A 19,116-nucleotide genomic window follows, 5' to 3' on the forward strand; every position below is an offset into this window, starting at 1 on the left:
GGGGAATCAATCGAATGCGTTCGGGTATCTGTATGGCCGGATTAGCTACCGCCTCTCAGCGACTCTCCTAGCCGGTCTATTAGGCATCATAGCCAAGCGGGACGCCAGCCTCGCGGCGGGCCTGCTCCCCGGTCGGGGTAACGCGGTATCCCGTATCGGTCTGGAAACCGGCAACATCGCCTACCGGGGTGCCATACGAACGACGGGCTGCGTCGCCGGTCTGAGCTACCCGAATGCCGGTCACGTCCTGTCCGCCCTTGTAGGGATCATAGCCGGTCATGCTCTGCCCCGTCTGTGGGCCGGTAGGAGCCTTCGCTACGAGGGTGTAGCCGGTCGGACCCATGATCCACTGCGGGCCGGTCGGTTGCGCCTGAGCGGGCTGCTGGGCGGGCTGTGGAGCATTCGGCTTCGGGATATTAAATCCGAATGAGCTTTTGACAGTCTCACCGGGCGGGATCGAAGACGCCTCAGGAACATCAGGCGTTTCTGCATAGGCTTCGACAGTGCTGCCTAGAGCATCATCAACGGTCCAGTTAGCGGCATCGGCTTCGGTGACTTCGCCCTTACTGATAGCCAGCGCCTTTGCATCCTCAAGGATCATAGGAGCTAGGTTATCAAGATGGCCTTCATCACCGGTATTATTGTATGCAGTCAGCGCCTTGTCATACATCGAAACGGTAGCATCATCGCTGTTGTGGATAAGATCGACAGCAATCTCTAGGGTGTTCTTCAATGCAGGAACGCGAGCCGAAAAAGCATTTAGAGCCGTAGAGTATGCGGCATTGGCGGGATAGCCCTTTGCCATTTCGTCCTGAGCTTGCTTCTGTACAGTACGGGGATTGTGCCCATGTACTGCAATCAGCGAAAGAGCGGCCTTTACCTTAATGGCTTGGCGGGGGGTTAGTGCGGTCATTGGTTTTCCTTGTACATATTTAGAATGTGAGGCGGTGCCGGTTTGGCAGGGGAGCTTGGCTCCACGTCGCCAATGGTCGGGACGGGAGGGATCACGCCGGAGCGGATGCAGGCGGCAAGGTACTGGAAGCCGAACTTGCAATCGCTAGCCCGGAGATACGGGCGGCCATTAGCTTCCCATATCGAGCGGACTTGAGCGGCGGAGTGTCGGGCTTCGCATTGGCTGTCCGGGGAATAGCCGTAGATTGCAGGAGTTACGGCAGGGCCTGATAGGCGGGGCCATCCTGCGGCATGTTCTTCGGCTTCCCTTATCAGGAGGACGGAGAGGTTAGCGACACGGACCGGCAACGATGCGGCGTCAACCTGCTCGCCGTCTGTCTTCATCAACCAAACGGAAATGGCGGACCATTCCAGATGGGCTTTGACGGCATCGGCATATGGCCCTGCTCGCTGCATCAGATCGTCTAGGGTCTGCGGTACGATAGCTACCTTGGGGACATAATCAGGGCGGGATGGCCTTGGCGCATCCCCTGTTCCCCGATCATCAAGGTTAGACATTAGGCCGCTACCGCCGCGCCCTTAACGTAGCCCCGCTGTTTACCGATGAAGTACAGGCCGAACGCCTCCTGTGCGTTTCCCGGTGCCAGCTTCATAATCTCGGCAGGGATAGCCTCAGGCTTCACCGTTACGAGATATTCGTATGCAGCATCGTCCAGTCCAGCAAACCCCCTGCACTCAAACACCTTGGGGAGAGATTCCTTTGCGTCATTGTCCCAAGCCTTACGGGTATAATGGATCGTAAAAGCCGTATTCATCAGGTTGTGACCGGGTGTAGCAACAATGCGTATATCGGTGAAAGCCTTAAGCCGTTCCTCTCGCGCTACCGTTGCCTGATTAGCAAGAGCCTCGGCGTACCGTTCCTTTGCATCTTCCAAGGCCTTAGCGACTTCATCAGCCTTGAGGATTGCGGGCTTGCCGATTAGAGCAACAAGGTCCTTGATCTTAAGCAGATTGCTGTTGAGGGTTTCAATCTCATTAGCGATATCTGCAAGCGTGGTGTTCTGTGTCATTGGTTTTCCTTGGAATGTATTGAGGGGATTAAGGACGCGGAGCGAACGGGCCGACCCGTAGCTTCTCGGCGCGGTAGGTATGGATCGTGCCTGTATCGGCATCGACTGCGGCCATCAGAGCGGCCCGTCCCGGTCGGCCTGCGGGCTTACGGCAGAGGAAGTCAGGCAATTCGATGCCTAGGGCTTCCAATGTGAAGCGAACGCCAATCGTTACACGGCGGTCGGTAGATGCGAGGTAATCAGCAACGGGCTTATTATTGATGCGGTCGGTGTTAACGGTGACGGTATTCATGGCTTATCCTTTCATGGTGTGTAGGAACTTGTCCCAATGTAAAAGAGAGATAGCCCCCTTGCGTATAAGCAAACGGGAACGGGTAAATCGATGGTATGAGAAGGGATGCCTGCTAACTGCCAACAGGGGCAACGCTACAGTTAGCAGGCTGGCAATGCTCAGGGCCGATGGGCGTCATTGGATAAATGAGTATTGCGTAGGTAGAGGAGCGGCAAGCCTATCGCCGCAATATGCTTGCCATGAAGCGGACCTGTTAAGGTTCAACGCTCGTACATTCCTCAAATAAACTCAGTATGACAGATCACTGGAAAACCAATGACGGAAACCAGCGTATCGTATGCCTATCAAATACAAAGACTAGGGGCGCCTCGATATTGACTACTGAGCTTATTTGAAGGATGCGTATGAGAAATACGGAATGGGGCCGTAGAGTACCGGAGATTGATCCGGGGTATCATAGATAATACTATGGTATCATCTTAGATTAGAGAATATTAAGCTGTATCCTAGCGTCCCCCCTACCCCCCAAGCCTCCGAAACCGGATGCTACCCGTAAGACGGATATGAGGATAATCGACTACATAGGGAGAGACGGAATGTCTCAGCTACAGTCAGTGGGCAGCAAATACAGCAGCATCATCTTGAGTTAGATCATACGTCGCTTGTAGAGCCTAGCGTCCGATACCGTGAGCCAAACTGTTAAAGTCGGCACACCCCTTCGCCCTACGGCTAACCCTCGCGGGCTGTGGTATCTACAGTTATCGCACTGTCAGGCGTCCTAGGGCTTCCTAGCTATGGCGGTGATGAATGGTTTTCTATTGCACTACGGTACTGGAAGGGACCGATTGCGAAGACGATTGTCTCTGTTGCAATACGGTACTGAATAGGACCGAATGGGCTAATGATGCTTGCTATTCTAGACGGTACTAAAAAGGCCCGATGCCGAATAAGCCCCGTACAGAGTCATTCTGACAATCAGGCTGGGTGAGTACCCGAACCCCTACTAAACGAGTCCAGCGACCCCCTGCGGCGGATACGCGGGCCTTCCCGCTGCCTGCTCGGTATCAGGTTGGGGAATGGCAGCGCATTACGTCGCTAACGGACTGAGCCGCCCACTTGCCGCCTCGGGCTGTGATGATCCCGCGAGCATTAAGCTCCCCGGCAATAGCCCTCAGGCTGGTATGCCCGTCAGCCTTGATAGCCTCAATGATGGGCGCAACGTCACTAGCGAACGCCTGAGCCTTGGCCTTGATCGCTTCCACCGCTGCCCCGTTGCCCTTGCTCTCCCCGAACGCCTTAGCGCCCATTGGATTGCCTAACTTGGTGCCTCTGGCCTTGGCGGCAGCGAGGGCTTCAATCGTCCGCTTGCTGATAGCTTTGCGTTCGGCCTGGGCCATTGCTGCCATGATGTGAATTGTAAGCTCGTTAGCCTCTGGCATGTCGGCAGCGATGAACCGTGTCCCCGCATCTTGCAGCTTGGCGAGGAAGGCGAGGTTGCGGCTCAGTCGGTCCAGCTTGGCGATAACGAGGGTAGCCCCTGTCACCTTGGCATGATGCAGTGCCTTGATAAGCTCAGGCCGATCATCCCGCTTGCCGCTCTCTACCTCGACATACTCAGCGAGGGGCTGGCAATCCCGCGACTGACAGAACAAGGCGATGGCAGCTTTCTGAGCATCTAGGCCCAAGCCGCTGCGGCCCTGCTTGGCAGTTGAGACACGGTAGTAGGTGACGGTTCGCATTGGCTGGCTTCCCTGTTGCCAAGCCTAGGTAGAACCGCTGTCCATAATTGTCAAACGCTCGTTAGGTTATTCTGGACAGAGCAGGAAGCGGATCGTTTGGCGATAGTGACACGTCATGCAGGGATGGAGAACCACGCGCGATAATGCAGGTCGCGCTAGGCGTGTCATAATCGCCTGAGGCTGGGACCGGGCATACGGGGTAAACCGCGCTCACTCTGATCGGAGGGACCCTCTCGCAAATCTCTAGCAATTTTAGATCGTAGGCGGCTCGCTATCCTTGCCCTGCGTGGTGAAATGCCCTCTCTTATCTTCGGGGGTGGCGGCTAACAGTGCCGCTCAGATAGGGTTGGGGAATGACTAGGATTACAGCGCGAGTTTGGGGGGATCATCTTGCTCACTGTAGTTGCAGTGAAAGAGGGCATAGATCTAATAAATTTGCCGGGGGGACATATCTGACGCTTGGCATAAAGGTATGGGTGTCATTGGCTACATGCCGTGGCTATTCGGCCTCTTAGGAATAATATTGAGTTTTGGATCATTAGTGCGACCTAGAAAGCACAAGCATGATCCGGGTGAAGTATTGGTCCAGCCCCTACCGGAAACTGGCGATGTCACGGGCCCGTTTGCGGAGCATCCGCCGAGATCGCAATGCAAGAGCGACTTGCTGAGTTGGACGGAATATCTGCTCGGCTCCTTGCCCAAGAGAAGGCTGAAACCGAAAGGGTGCAAGCAAGAGAGCGGAAGGAGGCAGCGATTGTAGCACTCGATATGTCAGAGCGAATGGTCATTCAGCCAAGAGGCAGTAAAATGGCTATGAGCAAGATTGGCATGAATATGCAGGCTATACAGATGCTGCAAAATAGCTTGGCCCATATTGGGTACGACTACCCAGTCACAGAAAAGCTTAAGGCGGATGTTGAGGCGGAGTACAAGGCAGATGCTCAGTATCTAGCCATGAACGAGAAGGACCACGATATCTGGCCTGCGGCTACGGATAAGCGGCAGTACCTCATATTCTGCGAACAGCGGCGACGTATGATCGAGCTTATCAAAGGTGTGGCAGGGCAGGGATAGCACGGAAGCCCCTTGCCTCAGCTAGTACAAAGGGCTAATACAACGGTCCCGACGCCGAAATAAATATCCTTTGTTTTTCAGTGCTTACGGGGATTTTAACCGATCCCCCTCGGCTCCACCATTCTCGTTGATACGCGACGCGGTCGCGGTCCCTTATTTATGATGGATACCCCGCAGCGGGTCGTACTGCCGTTGTGCGGTGACGGGCGTCAATAGGTCGCCTGGAAGGTCTCGGTGGCGACGCTGAGACCATGGGTCAGTGCGTGTACGGATTCGAGCTGCTGGCCGATCCGCCGGGCCAAGCTGATGAAGCGCTGGTTTCGGACTTCGAGATGTTCGACGCTGTCGGTCGTCGCGCGCGCGGTGAGCGCGGTTTCGTCGATCGCGGCGGTGATCGCGAGAATGCGCTCGCTCTGACTATGTGCGGTGTCGGTCACGATGACCGCGCGAGCCTGGATATCGGCGATGTCGTGCGCGATCGCGCGATTCGCCGCGACGACGTCGCGCGTCGCGATCTGCATCGCGAGATCTGCGGCTCGATCCGCGCGACCGCATCGGACGTCTGCGTGGCAAGCGTCTTCACCTCGGCTGCGACCACTGCGAAGCCGCGCCCGGCCTCTCCGCTGCGCGCCGCCTCGATCGCGGCGTTGAGCGCGACGAGGCTAGTCTGCCGGGCGACCGCGCGGATGATGTCGAGGATCGAGCCGATCGATCCGGCACGGTCCGACAGCCCTTGCGACAGGGCGACCGTCTCGTGCGCATGCGCCATCGCACCGCTGGCGGCGCTGCTGGTGTGGCGGACCTGGTCGACGACCGTGTCGATCATGCCCGCCATCATCGCCGAGGTCTGTGCGGCATCCTGCATCGCGGCGGTGGATTGCTGCGCGGCGACGACGACGTCGCCCAAATCGCGGACGATCAGTTCGAGTTCGGCTTCGCCCGCGCGGCCCATCGCTTGGCCTTCCGCCGCCGCGGCATCGGTTTCGGTGACGACGGTCGCGATCTCCTTGCGGAACCGTTCCGCCTGCGCGGCTTGCGCCGCGACGACGTCGGTCAGCCGTCGCTCGACCGTGACGTCGCGGTAGGTGATTACCGCGCAGTGCCCGGGCAGCGGGGCGAAGTTGATATGCAGGATCGTCCCGTCGTCGAAATGATGATCGATATCGACGCTTTCCTGCCGGGCCTGCCAGCGACGATGATTGTCGACCACCGTCGCGATCCGTGCCGCGGACCAGCCGACGGCGGTGCCGACGACTCCGAGAAAGTCCGCCATGTCCATGCCGATCATGACGCGGTCCGGGTCGAAGCGGAACAGCGCCCCCACGCGTGGATTGACCAGCGCGATCCGCTCCGCCGGGTCGAAGACCACGACGCCGTCCGCGACCGCGGTCATCGCGATCGCCAGCAAGACGTCGGGGGGCATCGATCCGGTGCCTGGCGCGGCTTCCACCGCTGGCAAGGGGCGGGGGATTACGGCATGTCGCGTCTGCATCACCGCGGACTAGCCCAAAATGGTTTTAAGTCCGTTACTTAACCCCGATCCGTTACCCTTTACGACGGGCGTTACCGTGTCGCGGGCGGAGTCCGCCGGGCGGTCAGGATGCGGATCGGTGCGGCGATCATCTGGCCCTTCATCACGCCTTCGCCCTTGGTCGGCGAGGTGGGCGCGGCGAGGATCCCGCGGACAATGTCCATGCCCTGGACAACGTGGCCAAAGGCGGCAAAGCCCGTATTGTCGCCCGGCTTCTCGGGATGCGCGTCGAGGAAGGGGATCGCGCCGACAGTGATGAAGACGTCGGCGCGGCCGGTCCCCGGCGCCAGCCGTGCGAGCGAAATCGTGCCGTCGGTGTGGAGCACGCCGGTCTTGCTGGTCGGCTCGTGCGCGATCGGCGGGAAGGCCCGCTTGGGATCGCCCTCGATCCCGCCCTGGATCAGTCCCGTATCTGGCCCCAGCCGCAGTGCGCGATAGAAGGTCGTGCCGTCGAGCTTGCGCGCGTCGACATAGCGCAGGAAATTCGCGGTGGTGATCGGAGCGCGCTCTTTCTCGAGCTCGAGCACGATCGGGCCGAGGCTGGTGGTCAGGGTCACGCCGATGGTCGCGGGGCGCGGCGTCGCAACGGGCACCGGTGGCGACGCATCTGCGGGCCCGGTGGCTGGCGTGATGGCAGGCGCTGGCACTGATGGCACCTCTTGCGCGGCAAGCGGGGTGCTGCCCAGCAGGGTGGCGAGGACGGCGTATCGCAGCATGTCGAAACTCCTGAATTCTGTCCCATTCGCGGACGGGTTAAAATGGGACGATTTTGTCGCTGGTCGAAAAGGTAAACACCGCGTTAACCGGTCGCCATGACCCGACGCCTAGTCCTGACCAACGAAGCCGCGCGCCACCCGTTTCGACGGACGCTGCCCCCGCCCGCGATCGCAGCGCCGGGCGGGCGCGACGATCAGGACGTCAAGCTGTTCGTGCTGAGCTTCGCGGCCTTCTTCACCTGCTTCTACAGCTTCATTTTCTGATCACGGGCAGGCAGGTTTCGGCATCGTCGTCACAGGCGCGGTGCAGCTTCTGCGCGATCCAGGCAGATACCAGGCACATGCCGGCGACCAGGAACAGCAGATCCTCGGGTGTCACGCCCGCCATCGTGATGCCGATGACCGCGATCGACCCGATCGTCATCGCGCCCGAATTGACAACGTTGTTCGCCGCCACCGTCCGCGCGGTCTGATCCTTTTCGACCGTCGTCGTCAGGAACGCGTAGAGCGGGACGACGAACATGCCGCCGGTGATCGCGATCATCATCAGCGTGCCGAGCACCGGCCAGGCGCGCGGCTGTGCGAGGAATCCGGCCCAGTCGTAGAAATGGCCCGGCGCTGCCGGGGTCCAGGTCCGCACCAGGACCGAGAAGATAAGGACGAACACGCCCATCGCGATCACCGAGGCGGGTGCGTAGCGCGCCGAGATCCGGCCCTTGAGCATCGTGTTGATCACCACCGAACCGATCGCGACGCCGATCGAGAACACTGCGATCACGAAGCTCGCGACCCGCTCGTCCGCTGTCAGCACGTTCTTGACCAGCGGCGGGAAGATCACGATCAGCACCGCCCCGATCGTCCAGAAGAAGCTGATCGCGCAGATCGCCAGGAACAGCCGCGGGATGTGCATCGTCGCGCTGATCAGCCGCCACGACGCGGTGAACGGGTTGTAGTTGAGCACCAGGGGTGGGCCTTCGCGTGGCGCCGGCGGCACCTGGCGACCCGCGAACCAGCCGATCACCGCGATCGCCAGCACCGCGATCGCCGCGCGTTCGATATGATCGGTCATGAACCCGGCGGTGATCGTCCCCATCAGGATCGCCAGATAGGTACCGGCCTCGACCAGCCCGGTGCCGCCGAGCACGTCGCATGGCGGCAGATGCTGCGGCAGGATCGCGTATTTGATCGGCCCGAAGAACGTCGAATGCACCCCCAGGCACAGTACCGCCCCGAGCATCAGCCCAAGGCCGATCGTCGAATGGCCGCTGCGCGCCACCATCAGCCCCGCCGCGCCGAGCGCCATGATGCCGATCTCCGCGCTCTTCACGAGCCGGATGATCCGCGCCTTGTCATGGCTGTCCGCAAGCTGCCCGGCGAGTGCCGAGAGCAGGAAGAAGGGGATGATCGCAATTCCGGTGGCGAGTGCGTTGAAATTCGCCTCCATCCGCGGATCGTTGAAGATCGCATAGGTCGCGAACAACACCATCGACGTCTTGAACAGATTGTCGTTGAAGGCGCCCAGAAACTGTGTCGTGAACAGGGGCAGGAAGCGTCGTTGCTTCAGCAACCCGAGTGCGTTGCGCATGCGAGAAAAGGCCCTGATCGTGGCAATAAGACTGCCGCGGCCTTAGCCCAGCGGGGGCGGTAGGCCAATGGTTTAGCGCCGCCCGCGTCGGCCGGGTGTCCGCGTACGGGATCCGGACGAGGCCTCGCGCCACGGTCCGGTGTCCGCGCTTGCCGCACATTAGTCGGCACCGATCGGTAAAACCCGGTTTCGCCAAGGGCATGACCGGAGTAGGGAAGGCGGGGTGTGGACCCTGCCCAACCTTCTGACGCTGTCGCGCATTGTCGCGGTACCCCTTCTCGTCGGCTTTCTGTGGTGGCCCGGCTGGGCGGCCGGCTACGGCATCGCCTTCGCGCTCTACTGCCTGATGGGCATCACCGATTATTTCGACGGCTATCTCGCGCGGTCGAACGGTGCGGTGTCGCGCCTCGGGATCTTCCTCGATCCGATCGCGGACAAGATCATGGTCGCCGCGGTCATCCTGATCCTGGTCGGCACGCGCGATATTGCGGGCGTCCATGTGATCGCCGCGCTCGTCATCCTGCTCCGCGAGATCGCGGTGTCGGGCTTGCGCGAATTCCTGGCGCAGGTGCAGGTGTCCGTGCCCGTCTCGCAGCTCGCGAAATGGAAGACGACGCTGCAGCTGGTCGCGCTGGGCGGACTGATCCTCGCGGGCGCGCTGCCCGACATGCCATGGGTGCACGGCGTCGGCCTCGCCGCGCTCTGGGGGGCTGCGGTCCTGACGCTGGTGACGGGCTGGGATTATCTGCGCGTCGGCCTGAAGCATATGGATTGAGCGCATGACGGTGACGATGGTGTATTTTGCGTGGGTCCGCGAACGGATCGGGACGGGCGAGGAGCGCGTCGATCCGCCCGCATCGGTGACCACGATCGCCGAACTGGTCGACTGGCTCGCGCTGTCCAGCCCGGGCCATGCCGCCGCCTTTGCCGATCCCGCCCGGCTGCGCGCCGCCCTTGATCAGGCGTTCGTGCCGATCGATACCCCGATCGCCGGCGCGCGCGAGATCGCACTCTTCCCTCCGGTGACGGGCGGATGATCCGGATCATCGTCCAGACCGCGCCGATCGATGTGCAGGCGGAGATCACTCAGGCCGAAACTGCCGGCGAACGCGGCGCGGGCGCGGTGGCGACGTTCACTGGTCTCGTGCGCGCAGATGACGGCGTCGAGACGCTCGAACTGGAACATTATCCCGGTGCGACCGAGGCTGCGCTCACCAAGGTGGCGACGGGTGCCATCGAGCGTTGGGGGCTGAGTGCGGTGACGATCGTCCACCGGGTCGGGCCGATGCATCCGGGTGAACGGATCGTCTTCGTGGCGGCGGCGTCCGCACACCGCGCTGCGTCGCTCGAGGCCTGTGCCTATCTGATCGATCGGTTGAAGACCGATGCGCCGTTCTGGAAACGCGAGACCCGCGGCACACAGACCAGCTGGGTCGAAGCGCGCGACGCCGACAAGGACGCCGCCGCGCGCTGGACCTCATAGACGGCGTTAGCCGATCTTGGGAACGCTCATGCCGTTGGTGAGATGGACGACACCGTTGGTCGCCTTGACATCTGCCGTGTCGACATAGGCCTTGCTGCCAGCAACGTCCGTCAGTTCGATATTGCCGTTCGGACCCACCGATGCCGTCAGCGGCTGGCCGGCCAGCGTCGTGAGGACGGCCTTGCCGCCACCCGACGTGATCTGCGCCTTCAGCTGATCCGACGTCACGGCGCCTGCGACGACGTGATACTTCAGGATCGTCGCCAGCGTGGGCTTCGCCTCCGGCTTCATCAGCGTGTCGAGTGCGCCGGCGGGAAGCCGCGTGAACGCCTCATCGCTCGGTGCGAAAACGGTAAAGGGACCGGGGCCCGCAAGCGTCGTGCCGAGGCCGGCCGCAGTCACCAGCTTGGTGAGCGTCGCGCGATTTGGGAGCGTCGGCAGCGCTGCCGCGATCGTCGCGGTCGCTGCAGGCTGTGCTGCGGCGGGTGCTGCTGGAGCGCCGGTCATCGGCGCGGCGGTACCGGCCTGTGCAGGGGCCTGCATTGGGGCCTGTGCGGGCGCCGTGCCAGTTGGCGCGGTCTGTGCGGGCGTCGTGCCGCTCGGCGCGGTCTGTGCGATTGCCGGTGCAGCCGCGAAAAGCGCTGCGGCAAGGACGAGAGGGGTCTTGGTGATCATGGATTTCTCCTGGCTGAAACAATCGTGCAATAAATTCTGCGATAGAACGTATGGAGTCACGCGGCGGTTTGCCAAGTTACGGTCGCGCCAACAGGACCAAGTGCGCCGTTGACGCGACGAAGTGTCAGCGCGCTATCACAGCTCGCTCAAGACAAGCGGGGTACGATTACCCCGTTGACGACATGGACTATGCCATTCGACTGACGCACATCGGCGGTCTCGATATAACTTTTGTTACCGTTGACGTCGGTGAGTGCAATGATATCTCCGACGAGGGTCACCGTGATTGCATCACCTTCGACAGTCGTCAGTGCGGCAGTGCCGCCACCCGCCGCGACACGCGCCTTCAAGTCGGCAGCGGTGATGTCGCCGGGCACGACGTGATAGGTCAGCACTTTCGCCAGCGATGCCTTGTTCTCGGGCTTGAGCAAGGTCTGGACCATGCCGGGCGCGAGCCGGCCGAACGCGGCGTCGGTCGGTGCGAAAACGGTGAACGGCCCGGTCCCGGACAGCGTCGCGGTAAGGTCCGCAGCCTTCAGCGCGGTGACCAGCGTCGCGAGATTGGGTGCGGCGGAGGCATTGTCGACGATCGTCCGCGTCGCGATCATCGGCACGCCGCCGACGGTCGGGTTGGCAACGGCGATCGGCCCGTTGGGCGTCGACAGTGCGGGGTTGGCGGGGGGCGGCGCAGTCGGCGTGCCGAGGTCGCTGTTGCCGCTGCTGCACGCGGCGAGCGCGAGCGCGACGAGACCCGTGGTACCCAGGCCAATATACAGGGGGCGCATGTTCGACATCGAAATCTGTCTCCTCAAACGGGCGCTTGCGAACCGCAACTACGGTTGAGCCCGGAAATTGTTGCAGTGCGGGCCAGCGCGGCCGGTCAGCGCGCGTCGGCAAGCGCCTTGGCGAGCAACTGGAAATCCTTCTCGCGCGGCGAGGCCTTGCGCCATACCAGCGCGATCCGGCGAAACGCGTTCTCGGCGTCGAGCGGCAGCGCCGTGATCCCGGTATTTTCGAGGATCCCGGCGTTCAGCGCCATCTCAGGCAGCATCGTGATGCCCAGGCCATTGTCGACCATCTGCACGATCGTGTGCAGCGACGTGCCCATCATCGTCGCCTCGGCGCGAATTTCGGGGCGGTTGCACGCGGCGAGCGCATGATCCTTCAGGCAATGCCCGTCCTCGAGCAGCAACAGCCGGGTCTCGTCGATCGCCGAGGCGGGAATGGCGGAGGCGGGGATCGAGGTCCGGTCCGCGGGCACGTCCTCGGTCGGGAAGGCGACGAACAGCCGGTCGTCGAACAGGGGCTCGAACGCGACTTCGCCACAGGCATAGGGCAGGGCGAGCAATACGCAGTCGGTGCGGCCGTTGTGCAGCCCCTCGCACGCCGCGCCGCTCGGCTCCTCGCGCAGGAACAGCTTGAGGTCGGGATAGTCGCGTCGCAGCCGCGGCAGGATGCGCGGGAGCATGAACGGCGCGATCGTCGGGATCACGCTCATCCGCATGTCGCCCGACAGCGGCCGGCCGGCGGCGCGCGCCATGTCGCCCAGTTCCTCCGCCTCGCGCAGCACGCGGCGCGCCTTGTCCGCGATCCGATCCCCCAACGGGGTAAAGCGGACGACGCGGCGCGTTCGCTCGACGAGTACTACCCCGATCAGCGTCTCGAGCTCGCGCAGCCCTGCCGACAGCGTCGACTGGGTCACGAAACAGGCCTCGGCAGCACGGCCGAAATGGCCATGATCCTTCAATGCGACGAGATATTGGAGTTGCTTGAGCGTGGGGAGATAGGTTGCAGCCATTGATCGCCCATATCGATCGTGCACCCCCGTTTGTCCATGCCGGGTCGATAATGAGACCGTCAGCGCGGGCGTCCGCCACGGTGTTGCCCCCGCCCGCTGGAAATCGCCCCTGTGAACGCCTAAATGAGCGGACCGCCAAGGGGAATGCGCATGTTCAGCCGGTTAGGGGCTTATCTCGACTCGATCCGGGCGCGTGACCCGGCGCCGCATTCTCGCGCGGAGATCATGCTCTACCCCGGCGTCTGGGCGCTGGGGATGCACCGCATCGCACATCGGCTGTATAGCGGGCAGAATTTCTTCCTCGCGCGGTGCGTCAATCATTTGTCGCGCTTCCTGACCGCGATCGACATCCATCCCGGCGCGACGATCGGGCGCAATTTTTTCATCGATCACGGCTTCGTCGTGATCGGCGAGACTTCGCTGATCGGCGACGACGTGACGATCTATCAATGCGTGACGCTGGGCGGGACGAGCCCTGACAATGGCGTTGCGGGCAAGCGCCACCCGACCATTTCGGACGGCGCGATCATCGGATCGGGCGCGCAGGTTCTCGGGCCGATCACGCTCGGCCGCCGCTCGCGAGTCGGCGCGAATGCGGTCGTGACGCGCGACGTCCCCGAGGGCACGACCGTCGTCGGCATCCCGGCGCGCGCGACGACGGTAGAGGGCGGCGCCGCACCCGAGGCCCCGCGCTTCGTGCCCTATGGCACGCCGTGCACCGAGGCCTTCGACCCGGCCACGCAGAAGATGGAGATCATGCGCTGTGAGCTGGAGATGATGCGCAAGCGTCTGGATTCGCTGCTCGCCGATCAGGACCTGTCGACCGATCGCGACGGGCTCCGCCGCGGCCCGGTCGAACAGGATCTGCGCGATCGGGCCTGATCCGTCCTGATGAACAACGTCACGCCCTTCCCGACCCGCAATACCGCCCCCACCCAGATCGGCTTCGATCGGCTCGAACTGATGCGGATCCTCGACCTCTACGGACGCATGGTCGCGGCGGGGCATTGGCGGGACTATGCAATCGATCTCGGCCGCGAGGCAGCGGTGTTCGCCTGTTTCCGCCGCGCGGCCGAGCGCCCCGAATTCCGGATCGAGAAACGCCCCGCGCTTCGCAACCGCCAGGGCATGTGGGCCTTGGTCGGCGAAGGCGGGGCGGTGATCAAGCGGGGCCATGACCTCGGCCCGATCCTCGCCCCGGTCGAACGACGGCTGATGAAGCTCGTCGAAAGCTGAGCCCGCCGGCGCGGTGGTCAGCCGCGCTGGAGCTTCCGCGGTGGTCAGCCGCGCTGGAGCTTCGCCAAGATCGTCATCGCCTGGTCGGCGCCCGATTGCGGAACGATCTCGCCGTTGCGGTCGGTGATCGCCGCCCAGTTGGCGGCCACCCCTTCGACCGACAGATCGTCGCCCGACAGCGACGCGCCCGGCGTCAGCGTGACATAGGCGGCTTGGAACACGCCCGCGCCGGCGCCGAGGATCATGTTGGTCGGGGCATCCTCCGACACCAGGAAGACCGCGCCCGGCGCGACCTTGTCGGGGGAGAAGGCCTTGAACGCCTCTTCGGGAAAGATGTCCTGCGTCATCCGCGTGCCTGCGGTCGGCGCGATCGTGTTGACGCGGATGTTGTTCTTCGCCCCTTCGATCGCGAGCGTCTTGGTCAGGCCGGCAAGCCCGAGCTTGGCGGCGCCGTAATTGGCCTGGCCGAAATTGCCGTACAGTCCGGTCGACGACGCGGTCATCAGGATGCGACCGTAATTCTGCGCGCGCATCCCGTCCCAGACCGCCTTGGTCGCGTTGGCCGATCCGTTCAGATGGACGTCGACGACGAAGGCGAAATCGGCGGGGTCCATCTTGGCGAAGCTTTTGTCGCGCAGCACGCCGGCATTGTTGATGAGGATATGGACGCCGCCCCATTTTTCGGACGCACGCGCCACCATCTCGACCATCTGGTCATAGTCGGTGACGCTGCCCCCGTTGGCGATTGCCTCGCCGCCCGCGCCCTCGATCTTCTCGACGACCTTCAGCGCTGCGTCAGACTGTCCCGTACCGTCGCGCGAGGCGCCCAGATCGTTGACGACAACCTTTGCACCGCGCCGGGCGAGCTCGAGCGCATATTCGCGGCCGAGCCCGCCGCCTGCGCCGGTGACGATCGCAACGCGGCCAGCAAAACCGAAGGATCCAAAGCTGTCGGACATGGAAAAAGGCGCCCCTCTCTTATCGTGGAGCGCCTTTCCTAGAACGTAAAGCAGTCGGCGCAAGCCGCGGCGTTAGCCACGGCTCGCACCGATGCGAATCGCTTACTTACCGCCGCGGTTCTTGCAGCCATCCTTGACGGTGCGCGAGCAGGTTGGATACTCGGCAGGAGCCGGGGTCGGCGGCGTCACCGTCGGCTGACCGAAGACGATGTTCGCACCACCGGGTGCAGCCATCGGGGCCTGGGGCGCTGCGGGCGGCGGCGGTGCCATCGCTGGATCGGCAGGGGCTGCAGGATCGGCTGCCATCGCCGGATCGGCGGGAGCGGCGGGATCTGCGGCTGGCGGTGCCATTGCCGGATCGGCGGGCGCGGTCTGGGCGGCTGGGTCTGCTGGCGGCATCGTCTGCGGCGCGGTCTGCGCGAGCACGGGCGAGGCGAGCAACGCTGCAGCGGCGAGAAGAATGGACTTCATGCGAATCTCCTGAAAACTTGGAGCGCAAATTCGTTAGCGCCACGGTTGAACGCACTAAAACCCGCTTGGGTCCTTCGTTTCGCGTCCGATTCTAACCGGCTTGTCTTGGTCCTGCACTAATGACGCGGTCGGCGACCGCTTGCGGGACCCCGACTTTCACCCGCCAGTATCAAGCGAATAGCCAGCCGAGCGCACCGTCCGGATGATATCGGGACGTTCGCCGGTGTTGATCGCTTTCCGCAGCCGCCGGATATGCACGTCGACGGTGCGCGATTCGATGTCCGAATCATGGCCCCACACCGCATCGAGCAGCCGTTCGCGCGAGAAGACCCAGCCGGGATGTTCGAGGAAATGCTTGAGCAGCCGGAACTCGGTCGGCCCGAGTGCGACAACCTCGCCCGAGCGGCGGACCTTGTGGCCGACCGTGTCCATCTCGATGTCGGCATAGCTCAGCGCTTCGCCGGCAAGCGCGGGGCGGACGCGGCGCAGCACCGCGCCGACGCGCGCGACCAGCTCGCGCGGCGAGAAGGGCTTGGTGACGTAATCGTCGGCGCCGGTCTCGAGCCCGCGGACACGGTCTTCCTCTTCCCCACGCGCGGTCAGCATGATGATCGGCACGTTCTGCGTCTCGGGCGCGCGACGCAGGCGGCGGCACACCTCGATCCCCGACAGGCCTTCGACCATCCAGTCGAGCAGGACGATGTCGGGCACCTTCTCACGCGCGAGGAGCAGCGCCTCTTCGCCATCGGGGGTGTGCGCGATCTCGAAATCCTCGCGCTTGAAATGCCAGACCAGCAGTTCGGCGAGCGCCGCGTCGTCCTCGACCAGCAGCATCCTTGCACGGGCCATGTCGATTACTCCTGTATGCCGCCGCGGTCGCGGTCGGCCATCTGGGTGCCGGTCGCGGCAAAATAGACCATCTCGGCGACGTTGGTCGCGTGGTCGCCGATCCGTTCGAGATTCTTCGCGACGAACAGCAGGTGCGCGACCTGGCTGATCGTCTTGGGATTTTCGACCATGTAGGTCACCAGCGTGCGAAAGATGCTGTCGTAGAAATCGTCGAGCGCGGCGTCGCTTTCGACGACGAGCATCGCCGCCTCGAAATCGCGTGCGGCAAAGGCGTCGAGCACGTCATGGACCATCTCGCTCGCCATCCGGCCCATGGCGGGCAGGATCGAGATCGGGTCGATCCGGTGCTCGCTTTCGATCATCGGCACGCGCTTGGCGATGTTCTTGGCATAATCGCCGATCCGCTCGACGACGCCCGCGATCTTCAGCGCGGCGACGACCTCGCGCAGGTCGATCGCCATCGGTGCGCGCAGTGCGATGATCTGCACCGCCAGCCGCTCGACCTCCGCCTCGATCGCGTCGATCTGCTTGTCCGCCGCGCGGACCTCGCGTGCGAGCGCGACGTCGTTGCGCTGGAGCGCCTTCATCGCATTGGCGATCGCGTCCTCGGCGAGGCCACCCATCTGCGAGATGAGGCCGCGCAGGCGGCCGATCTCGTCGTCGAAGACCTTTACGGTGTGCGTGTTCATCGATCCCGTCCCCATCAGCCGTAGCGGCCGGTGATGTAATCCTTGGTGCGTTCCTCGCGCGGATTGGTGAAGATGGCGGAGGTGTCGCCATATTCGACCAAGGTGCCGAGGTGGAAGAAGGCGGTGCGCTGGCTGACGCGGGCCGCCTGCTGCATGTTGTGCGTGACGATCACGATCGCATAGCGGCCGCGCAGCTCGTGGATCAGCTCCTCGATCTTGGCGGTCGCGATCGGATCGAGCGCGCTGCACGGCTCGTCCATCAGGATCACCTCGGGATCGACCGCGATGGCGCGCGCGATGCACAGCCGCTGCTGCTGTCCGCCCGACAAGGCGGTACCGCTGTCGGTCAGGCGATCCTTCACCTCGTCCCAGAGACCCGCACGCCGCAGCGACTTCTCGACGATCTGGTCGAGGTCACTCTTGGCACCCGCGAGCCCGTGGATGCGCGGGCCGTAGGCGACGTTCTCGTAGATCGACTTGGGGAAGGGGTTCGGCTTCTGGAACACCATGCCGACGCGTGCGCGCAGCTGGACCACGTCCATGTCGGGGGAATAGATGTCGTGGCCGTCGAGCTCGATCTTCCCCTCGACCCGCGCGCTGGCGACGGTGTCGTTCATGCGGTTGAGCGTGCGCAGGAAGGTCGACTTGCCGCAGCCCGACGGGCCGATGAACGCGGTGACATTGTCCATGTCGACGTCGATCGACACATTGTCGATCGCGCGTTTCTGCCCGTAATAGACGCTGACGTCGCGCGCGGTCATCTTGTGGTTGGTCATCACCAGCGGGTCTCGAATTTGTTGCGGAGGTAGATCGCGACGCCGTTCATCGCGAGCAGGAAGACGAGCAGGACGATGATCGCGGCCGAGGTCTTCTCGATGAAGCCGCGGCTGACCTGGTCGGACCAGAGGAAGATCTGGACGGGTAGTACTGTCGCGGGATCGCGCAGTCCCGATGGCGGCGCGGCGATGAACGCACGCATGCCGATCATCAGCAGCGGTGCTGTTTCGCCGAGTGCGCGCGCCATGCCGATGATCGTGCCGGTGAGGATGCCGGGCAGCGCGAGCGGCAGGACATGGTGGAACACGACCTGCACCGGCGACGCGCCGATCCCGAGCGCTGCGTCGCGGATCGATGGCGGCACCGCCTTGATCGCGTTGCGCCCGGCGATCACGATCACCGGCATCGTCATCAGCGCGAGCGTCAGCCCGCCGACCAGCGGCGCCGATCGCGGCATGCCGAAGGTGCCAAGGAACACCGCGAGCCCGAGCAGCCCGAAGATGATCGAGGGCACCGCGGCAAGGTTGTTGATCGACACCTCGATCAGGTCGGTCCAGCGGTTCTTCGGGGCATATTCCTCGAGATACAGCGCGGACAGGACACCGATCGGGAAGGCGAGCAGCAGCGTGACGATCATCGTCAGCAGCGAGCCCTTGAACGCCCCCCAGATGCCGACGCGCGTCGCATCGGTCGAATCGGCGGTGGTCAGGAACGTCATGCTCAGCCCGCGCGTCAGCACGCCGCGCGCCTTGAGCCGGGCGACGACCGCCTCCGCTTCGGGCGGGCCATCGCCCTTGGCGGCCATGTCGACCGGGCTGGCGACGGGCACCGCGATCACCGTCTTGCGCGAAAGCAGACCGGGATCAGCCTTGAGCGCATCGCGTACCGTCACCCACGCGCCGTCCGACAACAGGCCTTCGCCATCCTTGCCGAACGCGCGCGTCGCCGCGCTGTCGACCGCACCCTCGAGACCGGCGCTGGCGAGCGCGAGATCGGCGCCGCGGCTTGTCAGCCGTGCGGGTTCGATCGGCAGCGCGGCGGTGGCGAAATCGATCGGCAGCGCGACGCGCGTCTCGACGAACCCGCTCGCGCCCTGCCACAGCATCGACGACAGCAGGAAGGCGAGGAAGCCCGCGGAGAGCCAGACCGCGGCCAGCCCGGCGAGGCGGAACCGGCGCTCGGCGGCATAGCGGCGGCGGATGCGGCTCTGCATCGCCTTCGTGGTCCAGTCGGTCGGCACGCGCGCCGTGGCGGGCTTCG

25 protein-coding genes are annotated in these 19,116 nt (G+C 63.4%); 8 read left to right on the top strand and 17 right to left on the bottom strand.

What is annotated here, in order from left to right; genetic code table 11:
- Positions 1-79: 79 nt before the first annotated feature.
- Positions 80-913 (bottom strand): hypothetical protein, encoded by an 834-nt coding sequence (locus NI18_RS00995; RefSeq protein ID WP_128082011.1) that lies wholly within the window; start codon positions 911-913, stop codon positions 80-82.
- Positions 914-1,203: 290 nt separating this feature from the next.
- Between NI18_RS00995 and NI18_RS24880 the strand changes: the two genes are divergently transcribed.
- Complete coding sequence (locus tag NI18_RS24880) at positions 1,204-1,380, top strand: hypothetical protein (protein ID WP_157840463.1); 177 nt, start codon at positions 1,204-1,206, stop codon at positions 1,378-1,380.
- 89 nt (positions 1,381-1,469) lie between these two features.
- On the opposite strand, the gene NI18_RS01000 is transcribed toward NI18_RS24880, so the two are convergent.
- From NI18_RS01000 to NI18_RS01005, 3 genes are all read right to left on the bottom strand, one after another.
- Complete coding sequence (locus tag NI18_RS01000; RefSeq protein ID WP_037527441.1) at positions 1,470-1,982, bottom strand: hypothetical protein; 513 nt, start codon at positions 1,980-1,982, stop codon at positions 1,470-1,472.
- Between the two features lie 28 nt (positions 1,983-2,010).
- Positions 2,011-2,274: a hypothetical protein gene (locus NI18_RS24020; RefSeq protein ID WP_128082012.1), complete on the bottom strand. Its 264-nt coding sequence runs from the start codon at positions 2,272-2,274 to the stop codon at positions 2,011-2,013.
- Positions 2,275-3,338: 1,064 nt separating this feature from the next.
- Positions 3,339-4,013 carry a recombinase family protein gene (locus NI18_RS01005; RefSeq protein ID WP_037527443.1) on the bottom strand — a complete coding sequence of 225 codons (675 nt, stop codon included), beginning with the start codon at positions 4,011-4,013 and terminating at the stop codon, positions 3,339-3,341.
- Between the two features lie 648 nt (positions 4,014-4,661).
- Here NI18_RS01005 and NI18_RS01010 point away from each other — a divergent pair.
- Positions 4,662-5,087 (top strand): hypothetical protein, encoded by a 426-nt coding sequence (locus tag NI18_RS01010; RefSeq protein ID WP_037527445.1) that lies wholly within the window; start codon positions 4,662-4,664, stop codon positions 5,085-5,087.
- Between the two features lie 209 nt (positions 5,088-5,296).
- Here NI18_RS01010 and NI18_RS21925 read toward each other — a convergent pair whose 3' ends face one another.
- The 3 genes from NI18_RS21925 to NI18_RS01025 all read right to left on the bottom strand — a co-directional run bounded on the left by NI18_RS21925 (position 5,297) and on the right by NI18_RS01025 (position 7,334).
- Positions 5,297-5,524, bottom strand: coding sequence for a hypothetical protein (locus NI18_RS21925; protein WP_198526916.1), 228 nt, complete (start codon positions 5,522-5,524; stop codon positions 5,297-5,299).
- A complete protein-coding gene (locus NI18_RS21930) occupies positions 5,521-6,510 on the bottom strand; it encodes a methyl-accepting chemotaxis protein (RefSeq protein WP_198526917.1) in 990 nt (329 codons plus the stop codon). The genes NI18_RS21925 and NI18_RS21930 overlap by 4 nt, the downstream gene beginning before the upstream one ends.
- A gap of 140 nt (positions 6,511-6,650) precedes the next feature.
- Complete coding sequence (locus NI18_RS01025) at positions 6,651-7,334, bottom strand: peptidylprolyl isomerase (protein ID WP_037527447.1); 684 nt, start codon at positions 7,332-7,334, stop codon at positions 6,651-6,653.
- A 96-nt stretch (positions 7,335-7,430) separates the two neighbouring features.
- Between NI18_RS01025 and NI18_RS25410 the strand changes: the two genes are divergently transcribed.
- A complete protein-coding gene (locus NI18_RS25410; protein ID WP_192008475.1) occupies positions 7,431-7,598 on the top strand; it encodes a hypothetical protein in 168 nt (55 codons plus the stop codon).
- Here the strand turns inward: NI18_RS25410 and NI18_RS01030 are convergent.
- Entirely contained in the window at positions 7,588-8,919 is a 1,332-nt protein-coding gene (locus tag NI18_RS01030) for an MFS transporter (protein WP_052148897.1), read from the bottom strand. The two genes, NI18_RS25410 and NI18_RS01030, sit on opposite strands and share 11 nt — an antisense overlap.
- Positions 8,920-9,142: 223 nt before the next feature.
- Here NI18_RS01030 and pgsA point away from each other — a divergent pair, with 223 nt between their 5' ends.
- From pgsA to NI18_RS01045, 3 genes are read left to right on the top strand one after another with little or no spacing between them, the layout of a single operon-like run.
- The gene (gene pgsA / locus NI18_RS01035; RefSeq protein WP_031395843.1) at positions 9,143-9,694 is read left to right on the top strand and encodes a CDP-diacylglycerol--glycerol-3-phosphate 3-phosphatidyltransferase; all 552 of its coding nucleotides are present in this window, start codon (positions 9,143-9,145) and stop codon (positions 9,692-9,694) included.
- Between the two features lie 4 nt (positions 9,695-9,698).
- Positions 9,699-9,956: a molybdopterin converting factor subunit 1 gene (gene moaD, locus NI18_RS01040; RefSeq protein WP_031395844.1), complete on the top strand. Its 258-nt coding sequence runs from the start codon at positions 9,699-9,701 to the stop codon at positions 9,954-9,956.
- A complete protein-coding gene (locus NI18_RS01045; protein ID WP_037527450.1) occupies positions 9,953-10,402 on the top strand; it encodes a molybdenum cofactor biosynthesis protein MoaE in 450 nt (149 codons plus the stop codon). The genes moaD and NI18_RS01045 overlap by 4 nt, the downstream gene beginning before the upstream one ends.
- A 6-nt stretch (positions 10,403-10,408) precedes the next feature.
- Here NI18_RS01045 and NI18_RS01050 read toward each other — a convergent pair whose 3' ends face one another.
- The 3 genes from NI18_RS01050 to NI18_RS01060 form a co-directional block, all read right to left on the bottom strand.
- Positions 10,409-11,077, bottom strand: coding sequence for a fasciclin domain-containing protein (locus tag NI18_RS01050; RefSeq protein WP_037527452.1), 669 nt, complete (start codon positions 11,075-11,077; stop codon positions 10,409-10,411).
- Positions 11,078-11,223: 146 nt separating this feature from the next.
- Positions 11,224-11,871 (bottom strand): fasciclin domain-containing protein, encoded by a 648-nt coding sequence (locus tag NI18_RS01055; RefSeq protein ID WP_031395847.1) that lies wholly within the window; start codon positions 11,869-11,871, stop codon positions 11,224-11,226.
- An 86-nt stretch (positions 11,872-11,957) separates the two neighbouring features.
- Complete coding sequence (locus NI18_RS01060) at positions 11,958-12,875, bottom strand: LysR substrate-binding domain-containing protein (protein WP_031441633.1); 918 nt, start codon at positions 12,873-12,875, stop codon at positions 11,958-11,960.
- 150 nt (positions 12,876-13,025) lie between these two features.
- Here NI18_RS01060 and epsC point away from each other — a divergent pair, with 150 nt between their 5' ends.
- On the top strand, positions 13,026-13,757 hold the full coding sequence (epsC, locus tag NI18_RS01065; protein WP_037527486.1) for a serine O-acetyltransferase EpsC: 732 nt from the start codon (positions 13,026-13,028) through the stop codon (positions 13,755-13,757).
- Between the two features lie 9 nt (positions 13,758-13,766).
- Positions 13,767-14,111, top strand: coding sequence for a DUF2794 domain-containing protein (locus NI18_RS01070; protein ID WP_031395850.1), 345 nt, complete (start codon positions 13,767-13,769; stop codon positions 14,109-14,111).
- A 44-nt stretch (positions 14,112-14,155) separates the two neighbouring features.
- On the opposite strand, the gene NI18_RS01075 is transcribed toward NI18_RS01070, so the two are convergent.
- From NI18_RS01075 to pstA, 6 genes are all read right to left on the bottom strand, one after another.
- A complete protein-coding gene (locus tag NI18_RS01075; protein WP_052148898.1) occupies positions 14,156-15,070 on the bottom strand; it encodes an SDR family NAD(P)-dependent oxidoreductase in 915 nt (304 codons plus the stop codon).
- 102 nt (positions 15,071-15,172) lie between these two features.
- Complete coding sequence (locus NI18_RS01080; RefSeq protein WP_031395852.1) at positions 15,173-15,541, bottom strand: hypothetical protein; 369 nt, start codon at positions 15,539-15,541, stop codon at positions 15,173-15,175.
- 156 nt (positions 15,542-15,697) lie between these two features.
- Positions 15,698-16,390 (bottom strand): phosphate regulon transcriptional regulator PhoB, encoded by a 693-nt coding sequence (gene phoB / locus NI18_RS01085; protein ID WP_031395853.1) that lies wholly within the window; start codon positions 16,388-16,390, stop codon positions 15,698-15,700.
- Positions 16,391-16,395: 5 nt separating this feature from the next.
- On the bottom strand, positions 16,396-17,079 hold the full coding sequence (gene phoU, locus NI18_RS01090; protein WP_031395854.1) for a phosphate signaling complex protein PhoU: 684 nt from the start codon (positions 17,077-17,079) through the stop codon (positions 16,396-16,398).
- Positions 17,080-17,093: 14 nt separating this feature from the next.
- The gene (gene pstB / locus NI18_RS01095; RefSeq protein WP_031395855.1) at positions 17,094-17,855 is read right to left on the bottom strand and encodes a phosphate ABC transporter ATP-binding protein PstB; all 762 of its coding nucleotides are present in this window, start codon (positions 17,853-17,855) and stop codon (positions 17,094-17,096) included.
- Entirely contained in the window at positions 17,855-19,069 is a 1,215-nt protein-coding gene (gene pstA / locus NI18_RS01100; RefSeq protein ID WP_192008530.1) for a phosphate ABC transporter permease PstA, read from the bottom strand. Before pstA ends, pstB begins: the two co-directional genes overlap by 1 nt.
- Positions 19,070-19,116: the final 47 nt, after the last annotated feature.

The organism is Sphingomonas sp. Ant20 (assembly GCF_000783375.1).
Taxonomy (GTDB): domain Bacteria; phylum Pseudomonadota; class Alphaproteobacteria; order Sphingomonadales; family Sphingomonadaceae; genus Sphingomonas; species Sphingomonas aerolata.